This window comes from Parashewanella hymeniacidonis (genome assembly GCF_016900895.1).
GTDB lineage: Bacteria > Pseudomonadota > Gammaproteobacteria > Enterobacterales > Shewanellaceae > Parashewanella > Parashewanella hymeniacidonis.
Genome location: NZ_JAFEUN010000255.1, coordinates 1 through 1,719, shown reverse-complemented (window position 1 = coordinate 1,719; position 1,719 = coordinate 1). Strand labels below are relative to the sequence as shown.

General features: G+C 35.8%; 2 protein-coding genes. Both read right to left on the bottom strand.

The annotated features are described in order from the left end of the window. Positions 1 to 170 precede the first annotated feature (170 nt). On the bottom strand, positions 171 to 683 hold the full coding sequence (locus tag JQC92_RS22150; RefSeq protein WP_205001694.1) for a DUF7716 domain-containing protein: 513 nt from the start codon (positions 681 to 683) through the stop codon (positions 171 to 173). 123 nt (positions 684 to 806) lie between these two features. After that, on the bottom strand, positions 807 to 1,379 hold the full coding sequence (locus tag JQC92_RS22145) for a hypothetical protein (protein WP_205001693.1): 573 nt from the start codon (positions 1,377 to 1,379) through the stop codon (positions 807 to 809). Positions 1,380 to 1,719 lie beyond the last annotated feature (340 nt).

Here is a 1,719-nt window from a genome sequence, read left to right as displayed (position 1 = left end):
GCTGATAAATAGCTCACTCACATCACAAAATTATTTCTGAGATATTTGCATATATAAGTAGCGTCGGGCTGGTTCAACAACCAGATAAGGCGCAGGCTGCGCTACGCCTATCCTTATTTATTAGATAAGGCGCAGGCTGCGCTACGCCTATCCTTATTTATTGGCGCAAGTTAGTTAGTGAAAGGGCATGCTTTATTTTGCACCATTTCGAAATGGTGAACCCTACAGAAAACACTACCGCTTATTTTACCGCGCAAACACTCTTTTCTGACACACTCAATAGTTGAGCTTTCTTGGCCAAGTAAATTATAGAAGTCTAAATCTAGCTTTCTTTGGTACTCGTTTCCTTCCAATGGTTTGAAACCAGACTCAGGTAAAAAAGCATCGTGTTTATAGTAATAGTTGAATGCTTCAATCAGCAACTCTATAGATACTTTTGATGAAATGGTATCAGCCGAAGCCACAATGCTTTCGATGGTTTGGTTATCTAAAGTTGATTCTAAATTGTTTTCTATAGCAAAAAGTGAATCCCCATCATCATTTACCTCCGATTCAGATAATTCATCTTCATCAATTATTACTGCAGGGGTCTTCCTTACCCATAATTTATTTTTTGGCAAGAACAACCAGCCTAACTCAAGGCCATCTTTTGCACGTAATAAAATTTCTTCGAGTGTTTCCATAATGTTTGATATTTGGTAGCGCCTAACGCCCGCCTTAACAGGCAAATTGTGGTTGGCTATAATTTTGGAGCGCAGCGACAAAAGCCAACCACAATTTGTCCTTGTTTAAGCGCTTGTTATATTTCAATTTAGCACACGTTTTGGAGACTCAATTTCTAAACCAATTTCGGCCTTTACACTTTTGAATTCGTCCTCTGAAATTACATTCTTATCCAGTAGCCATTGAAACTTATTTAACTCACTTTGAGGATCATTTTCATAATTAATAGAACCGTACCAATGTTTCCATTGCTTATTTCTACGAATAGATATTTCATCTAATATTTTAGAGTGTTGATCATCTTGGATTATAAATATACGACCTTTCTCGGCGTCAACAATTGTGTAGTTTGTAGTTTTAAACTTGTATACAACTAGACAAATAACTCCAAGCGTTAGCCACATTGAACCAGAAAAGCTACCAGATTCCATTAAGCGACTTACTATTTGGAAAACCCCAATCAATACCCATAACACTCCAACGTTTCGAAACCAATCATTCCTCTCTTCGAGTTCATCAAAACCATCATCAGAAATAGAACCATAGTCAGTTGAAAACGTTCTCTTTCCCGAAGAATCTTTAATTGAGTATTTTAATTTTTCATCGCCAAATTCAAATGATGTTTGATTAGATGATTTTTTCTGAGTTAACTCCATGACCGTCCTTGAAATATAACAGCTTATTAGAAGGAAAAAATCCTGCTTTTACACATCAGACCATTTCCTTTTCTATTTTTTTAATGTAACCAAATTAACATGAATAACTTCATGATTTCAATCACTAACAGAATATCAATAAAAATACTACGTGAGTGAAAGCGGGAATTAATCCTTTTTTCCGGTGGAAAGGAGGAATTTTTCAATTACTGTATAAATAAAAGGGCTATCCACTTAGCTGCACCAACCACTATATATTGTGGTTTAACGTCTTTCTTTGATAGCCCTATATGTTAATGGTTTTGTTACTATGGCTTGTTCCAACAGCCTATAAAATAAC